The organism is Shewanella sp. VB17, from assembly GCF_013248905.1.
Classification (GTDB): domain Bacteria; phylum Pseudomonadota; class Gammaproteobacteria; order Enterobacterales; family Shewanellaceae; genus Shewanella.
The window spans coordinates 3,666,177-3,681,229 of sequence record NZ_JABRVS010000001.1 but is presented as its reverse complement, the minus strand read 5'-3'; the positions used below and the strand labels follow the sequence as shown (position 1 = coordinate 3,681,229).

Here is a 15,053-nt window from a genome sequence, read left to right as displayed (position 1 = left end):
GGTTAAAAATGAAGATTGCTATCGCCGGTACCGGTTATGTAGGCTTGTCAAATGCCGTATTACTATCGCAATATAATGAGGTGATTGCTGTAGATATCATTGAAGAAAGAGTCGCATTAATCAATGATAAAAAATCTCCTATTGCAGATAAAGAAATTGAAGATTATCTGCTAAATAAGCCATTAAAGCTGACTGCCACCTGTGATAAAACATTAGCTTATACCGCTGCTGATTATGTGATTGTGGCTACGCCGACAGACTATGATCCTGAAACTAACTATTTTAATACCACTTCAGTAGAAATGGTTATTCAAGACGTGTTGGCGATTAATCCAGCAGCGGTTATTGTCATTAAGTCAACGGTGCCTGTTGGCTTTACTGAGTCTGTTCGCAAGAAGTTTGGCTGTGATAATATCATTTTCTCGCCTGAGTTTTTACGTGAAGGGACGGCATTATACGATAATCTTCATCCGTCACGCATCATCATAGGTGAGCGATCTGAGCGTGCGGCAGTGTTTGCAAATTTATTATCAAACGCGGCACTAAAAGAAGATATTCCTCTATTGTTTACTGACTCTACAGAGGCTGAAGCGGTTAAATTGTTTTCCAATACTTATTTAGCGATGCGCGTCGCTTATTTCAATGAGCTAGATACTTACGCTGAAACTCACGGTCTACATACGCGACAGATTATTGAAGGGGTAGGTTTAGACCCTCGTATTGGCTCTCATTATAACAATCCGTCGTTCGGTTATGGTGGTTATTGCTTACCAAAGGATACTAAGCAGCTGCGTGCAAATTACAGCGATGTGCCTAACAGCTTAATTGGGGCCATTGTTGATGCCAATACTACCCGAAAAGACTTTGTTGCCAGTGCGATTCTTAAGACAAATCCTACCGTAGTCGGTATTTATCGGTTAATCATGAAAAGCGGTTCAGATAACTTTAGAGCCTCGTCGATTCAAGGTATTATGAAACGGATTAAAGCGAAAGGTGTTGAAGTCGTTGTTTATGAACCTGTGCTTGAGGATAAAGAATTTTTTCACTCCCGAGTGGTCAAAGACCTCACTGAGTTTAAACAGATGTCCGATGTTATTGTATCAAATCGCATGGTTGAAGAGCTTGAAGATGTAGCCGAGAAAATTTATACACGTGATTTGTTTGGCCATGATACGTAAATAGTGACTTTTTAACCGATTTTACCATAAATAATTCCAGAGCTTAACTTAGTTAAGCTCTTTGCGTTAAGGAGCAACATGAAAGTTGTTATTCCCGTTGCTGGACTTGGTACACGTATGCTACCAGCGACCAAAGCGATTCCAAAAGAGATGTTGCCTTTAGTTGATAAACCCTTGATTCAATATATTGTTGATGAATGTGTTAAAGCAAGTGTCAAAGAAATTGTATTGGTTACTCATGCGAGCAAAAATGCAATAGAAAATCATTTTGATACCTCATATGAATTAGAATCGACACTGGAGAAGCGCGTGAAGCGTCAGCTACTTGAAGAAGTACAGGCAATTTGCCCTAAAGGAGTGACGATTATGCATGTCCGTCAAGGTGAAGCTAAAGGCTTAGGTCATGCAGTGCTATGTGCAAAACCTTGTATTGGCAATCATCCGTTTGCAGTCGTGTTACCTGACGTTATTTTGGATGAATATAGCGCTGATCAAACCAGTGAAAATTTAGCGGCGATGATAAAGCGTTACAATTTGACTGAATCTAGCCAGATAATGGTTGCGCCAGTGGCAATCGAAGAGGTGAATAAATACGGCATTGCAGATTGTGCTGGCGTTGATATTGGACCTGGTGATTCAGCTAAAATCACTGCTGTGGTGGAGAAACCAGCAATGAATGATGCGCCTTCAAACTTGGCGGTTGTTGGTCGTTATGTTCTTTCAGATAAAATTTGGGACTTACTTGCTAAAACACCAACAGGTGCAGGGGATGAAATTCAATTAACCGATGCTATTGATATGCTGATTAAATCAGATACGGTTGAGGCATTTCATATGGCGGGTAAATCCCATGATTGTGGAGATAAACTTGGATATATGACAGCATTTGTCGAATATGGGCTGAGAAATGAGAAGCTTGGTACTGAGTTTCTTAAAAACGTGAAGGATTTAGTGGGTGAAAGTTAGGCTAAGCTAAGAAGGCCCGGCTCCCAAAGAGCCTATGACAGCCTTCGAAACAGACTTATTCTATACACTTTCTTTAACCGTCAGTGTTCCGTTATCCGTAAGCACAGTGTTCATTTCAGCTATGCCTGCTTGTTTCTGCTTAACTTTGTTGTTGTGTAAGTGCTGTTAGCCCTAAGCGGGCAAAAACAAACAGTGAGTGGTGGTGCTCCGATGATAAGAGGTATTCAATAACCTTGTGGTCGATATTTAAATAGTCATGCACTAGGGCATTTCGCATACCGATAATGTGCTTCCATTGGGTCTTATTGTCTTGAATAACACCATGTTCCACTAAGCGTTCAAAAGCTTGGTATGCACTGGTTGGGGCCACTTGGTCTAAGTGCTTGCACCAATGCTTTGCTATTCCGATACAAGCTTCGATGGTGATCTGTAAACTACGTTCTGCCGCGCGGTATTCGTATTGTCCCATGGAGCGTGTTTTTACGATAGTGCTCAGACCATTTAGCTCACTTTCTAATTGTGCTAAATGAGTTCACATTGAATCTATATATACCCAAGCCACTTCAAGGTGCTCGTTTCAGAGTCCCATAGTATGGCTGAATAAGGCAGTGATTGAGACAATGGATAACACTAACGCAATGCGGGTATTCTATGGAAACTCCCGCAGGGCATGGCGAGAAGCAACCTATTTCTTCGTTATGAAATATTGAATTACGACTGAACGGATTCAGGAGCTAGGGCGAAGCAGGATGCCCGAGCCGAGAATAACGAGTCCATCAATTTCATGAAGACCGCCATGGATGGTGGGAATGTCGTTAATGCAGGAGCAATTAACGCCCTTGAACTCTGTCACTTCTCGACGTGCTGAATTCTGCATCTTGAGGTAGTTTGGGTATAAGTATTATCCATGCTGTTTTATCCATAAACCTTATAATGGTATTGATAGTCCAACTCCCACATCGACATGATCCGACGAGAACAGGTAAATTCGTGTGTTGGGTTTTTGTTTATGAGTAGCTTACCCGTTTGTAGCACCCCCATTGAGATAGGTATTGCCGCATGCTCCATGTCTAAAACAGACAAACCATTTTCGGGGAGCTGTAATTGGTTTTGCCATTCTAGCGCGAGGAGTTCTGGTCGTAAACGACGCTCTAAGATGTTATCTAGATGAAAATTGAATATCACTGCTAAATCAATGTCGCTGTTTGCACTAGCATTAGCTTTAGAGCCATAAAGCCAAAGGGCATCAATGTTGGGATCACTTTCTGCCAGTTAGATTATTTTTTGCAGTGTTGTTTCGAATGTCATTCATGATGCTTAGGGTAATGTCTCGTTAGAAAATAGTATATATGTATGGGGTGATTCGAGCTAGATAAAGCTAAAACGAACCTAGTTTTACCTATAAATTGATACCACTATGCCACTATCCACTATCCACTATCCATTATCTTTTTCTCCCATCTCTTTCAAAAAATCAGCGAGTTCTTCTTGCCAATGGTTCTACTGGTATAAAAGGGGGATCTTGACTTAGGAAATGGTAAAGCTCAGCCCTCGCTATTCCTTATCAGTACTTCATATTCATTTTCGGTATAGGTTTTCACTCTTTAATAACTTTTAATCTTGTTGGTGACTGTTATTATCAACTCATGATAATTAGTTAACTTAAGTGCGTTCCTGTTCAATATTGAATAGGTAGGGCCTATACGGAAATCGATATGTCGACATACCAAACCCATCTCAAACAGCTTGAAGCTGAATCCATTCAAATTATGCGTGAGGTTGCCGCCGAATTTGATAATCCTGTGATGCTTTATTCGGTCGGTAAAGATTCGTCGGTTCTCTTACATCTGGCGCGTAAAGCCTTCTATCCGGGAAAAATCCCTTTTCCATTAATGCATGTGGATACCAATTGGAAATTCAAGGAAATGATTGAGTTTCGAGATCAAATGGCTAACAAACATGGTTTTGATCTTATTGTGCATAAGAATCCTCGCGGTGTCGAGATGAACATCAGTCCGTTTACTCATGGCAGTGCTAAGCATACCGATATCATGAAAACCCAAGGGCTTAAGCAAGCGTTAGATAAACACGGTTTTGATGCCGCTTTTGGTGGAGCGCGCCGTGATGAAGAAAAATCTCGTGCTAAAGAGCGAGTGTACTCATTTCGCGACAGTCAGCATCGATGGGATCCGAAAAATCAACGCCCAGAACTTTGGAATATATACAACGGCAAGGTTGATAAAGGAGAGAGCATACGAGTGTTCCCGTTATCCAATTGGACTGAGCTGGATATTTGGCAGTATATCTATCTAGAAGGCATTGAGATCCCTTCGCTTTATCTGGCAAAGCCTCGCCCCGTTGTTGAGCGCGATGGCACTTTGATCATGGTTGATGATGCCCGTATGCCGATAGAAGGTGATGAAGAGGTGCAAACTAAGATGGTGCGCTTTAGAACCTTGGGTTGTTATCCGTTAACGGGGGCGGTTGAATCAGTCGCCACCACCTTGCCTGAAATTATTCAAGAAATGTTGCTTTGTACCACCTCTGAACGTCAAGGCCGGGTTATCGACAATGACTCTGCGGGTTCGATGGAGAAGAAGAAAATGGAAGGCTACTTCTAAAATTGGAAAGCGATTTTAGAAGTCAGTTCGGCTCTCGCCGTGAGCAAGCTTTTTTAATAAAAGCTATAAACGGTAAGTTTTGAGCTATCAGTTGAGCAGTTAATTGGACATTCGCTAGATCTTCTTTGGCTGAAGCTCGAACTCAAATTGACATTGGCATCGATATTGGTTACCTCTCCAAACCACAAGGTTAACTTTGGCTTGATGAGACAAGGGAGCTATCGGCCATGATTCATAGTTTGAAAAACAAAATTTACGGAGTATGTATGACCACCGATTCTAATTTGATTGCAGCAGACATTGAAGAGTACCTAAAGCTTCACGAAAATAAAGATATGCTAAGGGTACTGACCTGTGGCAGTGTCGATGATGGTAAGTCTACGTTAATTGGCCGCTTGTTATTCGACAGCAAAATGATTTTTGACGATCAGATGGCGGCCATTGAAAAAGACTCTACACGTTTTAATACCACGGATGAATCATTTGATTTAGCCCTGCTGGTGGACGGACTTCAATCTGAGCGTGAGCAGGGGATCACCATTGATGTGGCTTATCGTTATTTCACCACAGAGCTGCGAAAATTTATCATTGCTGATACGCCAGGTCATGAACAATATACGCGCAATATGGCGACCGGCGCATCTACCAGCGATCTTGCTATTATTCTCATCGATGCGCGCCATGGTGTACAGGTTCAAACCCGTCGTCACAGTTTTATTTGTTCATTGCTGGGTATCAAGCATGTGGTGATCGCCATCAATAAAATGGATGCGGTTGATTACGATCAAACTGTTTATCAAAACATTAAAAAAGAGTACCGTGAGTTTGCTAAAGATCTGTCCTTTACCGATGTGCGCTTTGTGCCTATCTCGGCACTGAAAGGGGATAATGTGGTCAATGAAAGTGAGCACATGAAGTGGTACCCGGGGTCGACCTTACTTAAGTTACTCAATACCGTTTCGGTAGTGCATGAACATAGCGAGTCTTTTCGTTTTCAAGTGCAATATGTTAATCGTCCAAATCTGGATTTTAGAGGGTTTTGCGGCACGTTGGCTTCAGGAGAGATCCGCGTGGGTGACACGATAGTGACTTTGCCATCGGGTAAAGAAAGCCAAATTAAATCCATTGTCACGTTCGATGGTGAACTTGAAAAAGCGGTTGCAGGGCAGTCGGTCACATTGACATTAACTGATGAAATTGATGTGGGTCGTGGTGACATGTTAGTGCGCCCTCACGATAAACCGAATTCGAGCACATATTTTGCCGCTGATGTGGTTTGGATGACGGAAGAGCCGTTATGTGTTGATCGAGAGTACGCCATTAAAATGGGCAGTAAAGCGGTCTATGGTTATGCCGATGCCATCAATTACAAAGTTGATGTGAATACATTGACGCAGCAGCCGGTGCAGCAGTTAGGGCTAAATGAAATCGGTCATTGTCACTTTAGGGTGACTGAGCCTGTGCAGTTCGATGCCTATGATGTGAATCGAACCACGGGATCTTTTATCATTATTGATAGGTTAACAAATGTCACCGTGGGTGCGGGGATGATCCGCCATGCTCTTGAAGGTAAGGCGGTAGAAGTGCACCCTTACTCAACATTTGAATTAGAAATGAATGCGTTAGTGCGTAAACACTTCCCACACTGGGGTGCGAAGGATATTACAAAGGCGTAATGGGTCGTGGTAAGCCGCCAGTGTTAAGTGAGCCTCAATAGCACTTAATATCATAACGGGTGGCTTCAGGTACTTTTTTAGGTACTTTCTCAGTGGCTTTTGCTGACACTGGTAACTTGTCGTATTAGGATATCATACACTTATGTCGTTAAATGGGTACCTTACCATAGGTATATTTCTCGCCACTATTGCGGGATTAGTGCGCTTTCAGAGTCGACCATCCTTGGTATTTGGTGCGACTTTACTGGCATTGGTAGCCTTGAATTTAGTCAGTCGTGAACAACTGTTATCGAGTATGTCCAATCCAGGACTGGTTACATTAGTTTTGTTGATTTTGTGTTCCTTTGCACTGGAGAAAACACGTTTGTTGCGTGTGATAGCCTCTAAAGTGATTGTGAGTAATTATGATTCAACTTGGTTACGCCTATTTGGTGTTACAGCATTCAGCTCAGCTCTATTAAACAATACGGCGGTGGTGGCAACCTTGCTCTCTCCGATCCGCAATAATCCCCATCATTTTGCCAGTAAGTTATTACTTCCTCTTTCTTATGCCGCCATTTTAGGGGGGACGCTGACGCTAATAGGTACTTCGACCAATCTAATCGTTAATAGCCTTTATATTGATGCTAGCGGTCAATCATTGAGTTTTTTTTCATTTACTGCCGTCGGCGTGCTATTAGTGCTTGGCTGTGGATTGGTTTTGAAGATGGTTTCTCGCTGGTTGCCTGACATTGAACATAAACAGTCCTGTTCAAAAGGGTATTTTATCGATGCTAAAATCGTACCAGACTCTGAGTTGATTGACCGTTCGGTGGAGAATAATGGTTTAAGGCATTTAGAGTCGTTATTCTTGGTTGAAGTGGTACGTAATAAAAGCTTAATTAGCCCAGTGACGCCAGCAGAGGTGCTGCAAGTGGATGATCGACTTATTTTTAGTGGTGATATCACTAAAATGATGCAGCTTAGTCAATTCTCGGGGTTAGAGATGTTTGCTGAGAAGAATGGCTTATTAGATTCGAATCTGACCGAAGTCGTGGTTAAGCAGGAGAGTATGCTGCTTGCTAAAACCTTAAAAGAGGTAGGTTTTAGGGCGTTATTTGATGCCGCTGTGGTCGCAATTAGGCGTGATGGTGAAGAGATATCGGGCAAGCTTGGGGAAGTGGTGATAAAGGCGGGAGACTTTTTAGTCTTGGCCGTCGGTGATGATTTTAAATCACGACGTAATATCAGTAAAAACTTTATTGTGATCAGCGGTGTTGAACCCGAGATGAGGATTAATGGTTTAAAAGCTTGGTTGTCAATTGGGGGGTTCGTTTTAACCATAGCATTAGCGGCTACGGGCGTTATCGACATGTTGCAAGGGCTGATGTTACTTTTGGGGGGATTGATATTCAGCCAATGCATTAGTGTGAATGAAGTGGTCAGACGCTTTCCTCTTGATATTTGGTTAATTGTGTCCACTGCTATCTTGTTATCCCATGCTTTAGTGAATGCGGGAGTGGTTGATATATTTTCTTTATGGATCAGCCAGGTTGCTGATAAGGAACACGCGATTTGGGCGTTGATTTTAGTTTATTTGATGACCTGGTTGGTGACAGAGCTGGTGACTAATAACGCCGCAGCCGCCTTGATGTTTCCTATCAGTTACAGTATTGCTTTAGGGTTTAGCGTCGATATTTTGCCCTTTATTATGACCGTCGCTTTTGCTGCCAGTGGCAGTTTTATCAGCCCTTATGGGTATCAAACTAACTTAATGGTGTATAACGCAGGTCAATACAAACTCATGGATTTTGTTAAAGTGGGGTTACCTGTCAGCTTAGTATATGCGGTGATTGTATTAACGGCAGTGCCGATATTTTTTCCATTTCAGCACTGAAAAATAGCCAGTTGGCTTTAAAAATAATGGTATTACTCCAGCGGGGTTAAAGGAAAAACATGTCACCGTATAAAACAGTTATAAATGAAGCTAAATCCACTGATGTGGTGTGGCATTTAGCGAGTGTCACCCATGAGCAAAGAGTGATGGCTCAGGGGCATTTACCTGCGGTTATCTGGTTCACGGGGTTAAGTGGCTCTGGCAAATCGACCATCGCCAATGCCGTCGATAACATGTTATATGATTTGGGGTGCACGACTTATCTGCTTGATGGCGATAACGTGCGCCATGGACTTAATGGCGATCTTGGTTTTTCTGATGCAGATAGGGTTGAGAATATTCGCCGTATTGGTGAGGTTGCTAAGCTTTTTGTGGATGCCGGTTTGCTGGTGTCGACGGCATTTATTTCGCCATTTTTGGCAGACAGAGAGATGGTGAGAAACCAGTTAGGTTTTGGGCAGTTTATTGAAGTCTTTATTGATACGCCAATAGAGGTGTGTGAACAGCGTGATCCTAAAGGTTTATATCAGAAGGCGAGAGCTGGCGAAATTCGCAATTTTACAGGTATTGATTCGTCATATGAAGTCCCGTTAACCCCAGAGATCCATGTGGAGACGGATAAGATGTCAGTTAATGCGTGCGCTGAGAAAATTGTCAACTACCTTAAAACTAAGGGTTATATTGAAGCTACGGCGGATCAGTGAGCTGGATCTGTTAATGTGATAAAGACTTGCCCGTGTAAGGTATTTTATCTCAGACAGGATATTCATGAATTACGATATTTTTAATGGTGATGCTGATGGCATTATTGCTTTACTGCAACTTAGACTCGTATCCCCTACAGACAGTGAACTTGTCACCGGGGTTAAGCGAGATATTGAACTACTTGATAAGCTTGAAGTGAAACAAGGAGATAGTCTGACGGTATTGGATATCTCGATGGAGGCCAATCGAGCTGGCTTATTACGGGCTCTGCAGTTAGGGGCCAGTGTTTTTTATGCTGATCATCACCGAAGTGGTGAGATCCCTCAATGTGCTAACTTATCAGCGCACATTGATCTCGATGCTAATACTTGTACGAGTTTAATTATCGATAAATTGTTAGAGGGGCAATGCCATTATTGGGCCATTACGGCAGCTTATGGGGATAATTTAGTCCATAAAGCCAGATTGTTGTCGCAAGAGGCAGGGTTATCTGAGGCACAAAGTGAACAACTTAACGAACTTGGCACGTTAATTAATTACAACGGTTACGGTGTCCGGCTTGAGGATTTACACTTTCATCCTGCGACTTTGTATCAAGCGCTGCTCAAATATGCTAATCCATTTGATGTCATTACTGATGTAAACTCGCCTTTTTACGTATTACGAACCGCATATCAACAAGACATGGCCAACGCATTAGCCATTGATCCTTGGTATCAGAGTCAAATTTTAGCGCTATATGAACTTGAAGATGCACCTTGGTCGAGGCGGATCAGCGGTGCTTACGGTAATCATCTTGCCAATCAACATCGAGACCGTGCACATGGTGTTTTCAGTGAAAACCTTGATGGCACCTTGAAGGTCTCTTTACGTGCCCCTTTATCTAATAAACAAGGTGCTGGTGATATTTGCAGCCAGTTTAGTACTGGTGGCGGACGTGCTGCCGCTGCGGGCGTTAATGCATTACCTCGCGCTGACATAGCGCGGTTTATTGCAGCCGTAGAACGCCATTATCTGAGATGAAAATTGGTTTTTGACTGGGTGAGTCTCAGATCTTTAGTGCCTAAGTGGATCTGCTAGAAAATAAATAGTGCTCAATATTTTCAAATGCATCTTGATCATGTGCTTGCCAGAAAATATTTTGCAGCAACTGGTATTCATTTTTAGTTGCAAGAGGAATGTGAAAACTCTCATCCTTACTAAGGGTATCGAGTAATGCTTGAAAAGTGTGAACTCTGTGTTTTGAGTCTTGTGCCTTCTCTCCCGATGGCTCACCCACTAGCGGAAGATATTCAGCATAGTCATAAACTTCTCGTATTTGTTCATTCTGATCATCTTGAGTAAAGCAGTAAAAAAGAATAGGGATCTGATGTAATAAGAGATCAACAAATAATGAGGATTGATCGGTGATTAATAGATTAACCTCTTGTAAAATACTGTAAACATCTTGCCAGTGAGAAAGGTCAATGATATTTGGATATTGAGTTAACTGCTTACCAAGATGAGCTTCATTTGGATGAAAACGGGTTAAAAATAGCTGATTTTTTTTCACTAATTGTTTGGATAATATTGCCCAATCAAACGCATTATCATAAGGGTTATATGCATTTACTTCAGCGCCCGTAGATTGTAGACCACTGTCTCGCCAAGTGGGGACATATAAAATCACCTTATCATATTGATTATTTAATAAACTTGCGATTGAGGTGGTTTGCTCGGGGTAGCGTTTGTAATAATCGGTTCTAGGGTTACCGCTACGAATTAATTGTTGTGGATTAAGCCTAAAAGCTGACGTAAATAGGTTATCTATTGTGGGGCTTGGGCTGAGCATCAGATCGGGTTTGACATGTTGTTGATGAAAATTCAGTGTGTTTGACCATTGACTCATCAGAGTATCCGCTTGATAGGATTGTGCTAAAGGACCCGATTTGATGTCGAATTCAATTTTTTTAAGTGGTGAGCCATGCCATAAATTTACTTTAACAGCACCTTTAGCCACATACTGATTGATATCACCGATATAGCTATTATAGAAATAGAACTTAGCGGTTAAGCAGTGAAATATCCCACGTAAGCTTCTGCGGTGATAGGCCTCAAAACCGTCTGTTCGGAGTTGTTTAATGACGGTATTATCGCCAGTGATCCAAATTGAACGTATTAAGCCTGTCTGTTGCCAATGGAGATATAAATATTTGGCATTATCTGAAAATTGATTTTTATAACTGCCCATGACAGCTTTGTGGACTCTGGGGCAACAGCCTGATGCGTGATAGATTAGCTTTCTTAGTATGGCGATGATCAATGTCATGATATCTACTCACTCTTTGTGCCGTTACCGGTGAATTAACTGTGTTATTCATTTCTCTGGGTGTATGTCGTCAAATCGGTTTTGCTTGCTTACCTTATTACGTTTGTATGAATGATCGCACTGGCATGTTGAATGCATCCCACAAAAGCGTGATGTATTTAGTTCGATGATGATTATTATCGAATTCAAGAGTTAATAGCAGACGTTCTTCTTCAGGAGCATCGTTACCTAACAGTAGCTGAATGGGCCCAAATACTCCACGTCGTTGCTTATCTTGCTCGGCTGCAAAACGAACTTGTGCTGGAGCACCGAAAAGATCTAACTGACCTGTCAACACCAGAAAAAGATGTGGCAGTAATGACAAGATACGACTTGGAACATTCAATGAGTATGTGGTCAATTCTTTACCTAAATTATCGTTTATGACCTCGTGATTGAGCAGCTTGGTTGGCACACGTGATAATAAGGAATAGATCAGCGTATAGCAGGCTGAAAGTGGCCAGAGTGGCAGACTCGCTATCAATAGCATGAAGACGATAAATCGAGTGCTTAAATGAGTTTTAGTTGATTTTATGGGGACTTGATGTTCGCTTGGACCTATTAATGCTTGATCATCTATTTCTATTACCCCGCCATTATCGAGACTGATGAGCAGCTTTTGGCAAAGTATACTGTTGTTAACTTCCAATCCTTCGCCAACATAAGTGTGTGGGAGAATAAGGCAGTTCTCTAGTGTCGAATTATTGTCAATTAAGCTATTGTTACCAATAATGATGGTATTTTTCATCTTAACATTTGGGCTTACCCAACTGTTTTCTCCAATGATACCCCATGCATTTTGTAGGGTTAAATCTCCAGTGTTGGCTTTTGCACCGACATAGAAGTCTTGCTCTGGATTTGCCGACATGACAGGGCGTTCGATTGGGGATAAAAATGGAATACGGTTGTTGGCTAAATCCACGTTTACCTGCATATACGCTTGAAAGCTATCGAGCCTATTGCATAGGCCGTGTAAAACAAGTGTCACCACACTGGTATTATCACTGGGTTGTGTTAGGGGCCAATCTATCCCATCAAGGTAAGGAAGTGCTGCGGGGAGCAGCATCATGGCCGCATTTTGATTCGCCATTTTTGCTTGTACAAACCCATTTGAAAATTGTTTTGAAAAGTTGATAAAATCAGTAATGCAAGGAGAGCGGAAAATATCCCCTCGTACAATGAGTATTTGATCATCAGATGATATTGATAATCTGCCTAATACAGATGTTGTTTTTTCTTGGGGTTTACTTAAAAAATATTCAATATCGAGTCCCCATCGTTTTCCATCACCTAGGCGTTGTTCAATTTCTTGTGCTTGAGATGAAATAATTAACTTGACCTTAGTGATACCTGAGCTGGCAATATCCTCTAAGGTATACTCAATGGCAGACTTATTGCCAATGGGAAGTAGAGCTGGGCAGTAGTATTGATCTAAGGGAGCGAGTTCATCACCTGTTCTATTTGCGAAGATAATTGCTTGCATTGGTATTCTCCTTGCTATTTCTAACAGTATGTTATTTATGGTGACTATGCGGATCTTATTTTAATAAGCACCTTTGGCGAGTAGAACGGCTGGAATGGTTTTGACTAAGATCCAAATGTCGGTAAAAAGCGATTGTTGATAAATATAATCTACATCCAGTTCAACTTGTTGGTCGAATGGAATATCTGAGCGGCCACTGACTTGCCAAATACAAGTGATACCGGGCTTTACCTCAAGTCTTTTTCTATCGTGCATTGAATATTGTGTGACTTCAGATGGCAGCGCAGGGCGTGGTCCAACTAATGACATGTCACCTAAGATCACATTCCATAACTGGGGTAATTCATCAATAGAGGCTTTGCGGATCAACTTTCCGGTACGCGTTATTCTGGGATCTTGCTTCATTTTAAATAACACGCCACCTTGCATTTCATTACCAGCTTGAAGGTTTGCTAGTCTTTGTTCTGCATCTTGGTACATGGATCTAAACTTCCACATTGTAAAAGGGGTATTATTTTTGCCCGCTCTTTGCTGACTAAAAAGGATAGCACCGGGCGACTCTAAACGGATAATGAATGCCACAAGCAATAACCATGGAAGCAGCAGGATCAACAATATTGAACCGGCAAAGATGTCAAATCCGCGTTTGATTATGCTCCCAAGTTTTCGTTGTAATCGTTGGCGGCTACAACGATGTATGGCGGCTACATTACCTGATTTAATGTTCGTTAATCTGGCTTTTTTAGTGTCTAGGTTGTGTGATACGACCTGACTTGGTATTTTATTGTGTTGTGAATGTATGATCCCTTGACGTTTTTCAGCTTGAATTTCTTTCAATACACGATAGATAAATAAAGGGTTACCTAAGATATAACGTTTCCACATTCTTTGTGGTTCTTCATTCAGGCGACAAACCCATTCCATTCCTATTTGCCTTACCCATAATGGTGCACGTTTTACTTTTTCTGCATAGAAGTCGAATAATCCACCCACACCAATGCCAACCCCGACCTTGAGTTGATGTTTGTGTTTTGCTAACCACAATTCTTGTTTTGGTGCACCCATGGCCACCAGCAGTATCGATGCGCCTGAATGATTGATTTGTTCAATCACCTGATGTTCGGTCTCGGGATGACTGATAAAGCCATGATGAGTACCCGCAATGATAAGTTTGGGGTATCGACGTTGCATATTGTTAGCGGCGGTCGCTGCAATACCTTTATCTGCACCGAGTAAAAAAATTGATAAACCAGCATGTGCAGCCTGCTCACATAATCTTGGAAACATATCAGTACCGTTTAAATTGTCTTTAGGTGAAATGCCCTTACTGATACTTGCGATGCGAACACCTGAGCCATCGGGGAACACTCGATCACAGCTATTTTGTAAACAATGACGATATTGACTGTTTTGGATACTGATATTCATACAGTCAGCATTGACGAACGCAAACTGTTTCATTTGTTCTTCTTGGGTTGACGTATTTGGATGATATGGCATCGGCTGTTGTACAGCAGAATGTTTAGCGTTACTCAATATCATGTCGATCATTTCAGTCATGGTGATGTTACAAAGCTCGATATCGAATAGTTTGATACTGCTGACATTTTGGCTAGAATGCTTACTTGATAATGCCCCTATTAATCCTGTACGGCCCAGAGCCAATAGGTAAGAAAATGCATTTTTGTGTGCATTGATAATGGCGAGATCTTGATCTTCAAAACTGAGACCAATCTGCTGATGCATGAGTGCAAAGGAAAGCAGTCCTGGTCTGATAGTTGTCAGCTTGTGAGAGGATGCTTGCTCAGTAGCTTGAAGTTCTATTTTGTTGTCGGGAGAGAGAATGTATCGTTTCTCTGTTCCTAATAGAGAGACATCTCCTTTCAGTAGATTCACTAATTGCGGCCACTGATAATATTTACCTTCACCGGTAAATTGATAAAGTGCGATTGGTTGATTATCCATACCGTAAATAAAGATATGTTCTATGGCAGTGCCGTATCGGCATTTTCTGTATAGGTATTTGAGAATAAGTACTGGGCTGGCAGCGACTATCAATACCAGGGCGAAGCAAAAGTCGACGCTGCGAATTAAGCTTGGGATCCTAGTGTTTTTTTTGAGTGGTGTTTGAGTGCTCATCCTGCCTACCTTAAGCCTTTTAGCCGTGTGTGGTGTTTTATGACTATATGATAAGCAGGTTT

12 protein-coding genes are annotated in these 15,053 nt (G+C 41.8%); 7 read left to right on the top strand and 5 right to left on the bottom strand.

The genetic code is table 11. The features are described 5' to 3' along the window. The first annotated feature begins 8 nt into the window (after positions 1-8). Both HQQ94_RS15910 and galU read left to right on the top strand, forming a co-directional pair. Positions 9-1,178: a nucleotide sugar dehydrogenase gene (locus HQQ94_RS15910; protein ID WP_173295325.1), complete on the top strand. Its 1,170-nt coding sequence runs from the start codon at positions 9-11 to the stop codon at positions 1,176-1,178. 78 nt (positions 1,179-1,256) lie between these two features. Beyond that, positions 1,257-2,144, top strand: coding sequence for a UTP--glucose-1-phosphate uridylyltransferase GalU (gene galU, locus HQQ94_RS15905; protein ID WP_173295324.1), 888 nt, complete (start codon positions 1,257-1,259; stop codon positions 2,142-2,144). Positions 2,145-2,283: 139 nt separating this feature from the next. On the opposite strand, the gene HQQ94_RS15900 is transcribed toward galU, so the two are convergent. Together HQQ94_RS15900 and HQQ94_RS15895 are read right to left on the bottom strand one after the other, a co-directional pair. Beyond that, entirely contained in the window at positions 2,284-2,613 is a 330-nt protein-coding gene (locus HQQ94_RS15900; protein ID WP_217274049.1) for a DUF86 domain-containing protein, read from the bottom strand. Positions 2,614-3,059: 446 nt separating this feature from the next. After that, positions 3,060-3,416, bottom strand: a complete 357-nt coding sequence (locus HQQ94_RS15895; RefSeq protein ID WP_217274201.1) for a nucleotidyltransferase domain-containing protein — start codon at positions 3,414-3,416, stop codon at positions 3,060-3,062. Between the two features lie 443 nt (positions 3,417-3,859). Here HQQ94_RS15895 and cysD point away from each other — a divergent pair, with 443 nt between their 5' ends. From cysD to HQQ94_RS15870, 5 genes are all read left to right on the top strand, one after another. Continuing rightward, positions 3,860-4,765, top strand: a complete 906-nt coding sequence (gene cysD, locus HQQ94_RS15890) for a sulfate adenylyltransferase subunit CysD (protein WP_173295323.1) — start codon at positions 3,860-3,862, stop codon at positions 4,763-4,765. 266 nt (positions 4,766-5,031) lie between these two features. Continuing rightward, a complete protein-coding gene (cysN, locus tag HQQ94_RS15885) occupies positions 5,032-6,441 on the top strand; it encodes a sulfate adenylyltransferase subunit CysN (protein ID WP_173295322.1) in 1,410 nt (469 codons plus the stop codon). 142 nt (positions 6,442-6,583) lie between these two features. Next, positions 6,584-8,317, top strand: a complete 1,734-nt coding sequence (locus HQQ94_RS15880; protein WP_173295321.1) for an SLC13 family permease — start codon at positions 6,584-6,586, stop codon at positions 8,315-8,317. Between the two features lie 59 nt (positions 8,318-8,376). Beyond that, complete coding sequence (gene cysC, locus HQQ94_RS15875; protein ID WP_173295320.1) at positions 8,377-9,021, top strand: adenylyl-sulfate kinase; 645 nt, start codon at positions 8,377-8,379, stop codon at positions 9,019-9,021. Positions 9,022-9,085: 64 nt separating this feature from the next. Next, positions 9,086-10,045 carry a DHH family phosphoesterase gene (locus tag HQQ94_RS15870; RefSeq protein ID WP_173295319.1) on the top strand — a complete coding sequence of 320 codons (960 nt, stop codon included), beginning with the start codon at positions 9,086-9,088 and terminating at the stop codon, positions 10,043-10,045. Positions 10,046-10,085: 40 nt separating this feature from the next. On the opposite strand, the gene HQQ94_RS15865 is transcribed toward HQQ94_RS15870, so the two are convergent. The 3 genes from HQQ94_RS15865 to HQQ94_RS15855 all read right to left on the bottom strand — a co-directional run bounded on the left by HQQ94_RS15865 (position 10,086) and on the right by HQQ94_RS15855 (position 14,991). Beyond that, positions 10,086-11,330, bottom strand: coding sequence for a CDP-glycerol glycerophosphotransferase family protein (locus tag HQQ94_RS15865; protein WP_173295318.1), 1,245 nt, complete (start codon positions 11,328-11,330; stop codon positions 10,086-10,088). Positions 11,331-11,427: 97 nt separating this feature from the next. Continuing rightward, complete coding sequence (locus HQQ94_RS15860; RefSeq protein WP_173295317.1) at positions 11,428-12,852, bottom strand: sugar phosphate nucleotidyltransferase; 1,425 nt, start codon at positions 12,850-12,852, stop codon at positions 11,428-11,430. A gap of 60 nt (positions 12,853-12,912) precedes the next feature. Beyond that, complete coding sequence (locus HQQ94_RS15855) at positions 12,913-14,991, bottom strand: WecB/TagA/CpsF family glycosyltransferase (RefSeq protein WP_173295316.1); 2,079 nt, start codon at positions 14,989-14,991, stop codon at positions 12,913-12,915. Between the last annotated feature and the right edge of the window lie 62 nt (positions 14,992-15,053).